A 339-nucleotide genomic window follows, 5' to 3' on the forward strand; every position below is an offset into this window, starting at 1 on the left:
GCCGGGTACGTCCCGTCGCGGGTAGGGCCGCTTCCCGCCCGAATCCGTCAGCTAACCCGGTAGGCGGCAGACGGAAGAACGGAGAGCCGCCGCATGGCGAGCCTGCGGGCCCACCTTGCACGGAACCGCAGCCGGTACGGAGCCTCGCGCGCGCCTGCCCCGCGCTGAGCGCCCGGGCACCCGCCCGATCCCCGCTGCCACTCGACCACCCCGCAGCGCGCCGCCTCCGCGGCCCGCCGTGCCCTGCCCCTGGAGCAGTCCCTCCCCATGAACCTCCGCCCCACCTCGATCACCCGCGCTCTCGGCCGCACCGGCGGGCGCGGCGCCACCCGGTCGGCC

The 339-nt window shown here is 77.6% G+C and carries 1 riboswitch.

What is annotated here, in order from left to right:
* Positions 1-81, plus strand: a riboswitch (cyclic di-AMP (ydaO/yuaA leader). This riboswitch is flagged as partial in the annotation.
* Positions 82-339 lie beyond the last annotated feature (258 nt).

Origin of the sequence: Blastococcus sp. KM273129 (genome assembly GCF_021698995.1) — a bacterium.
In the GTDB taxonomy this organism is placed as follows: domain Bacteria; phylum Actinomycetota; class Actinomycetes; order Mycobacteriales; family Geodermatophilaceae; genus Blastococcus.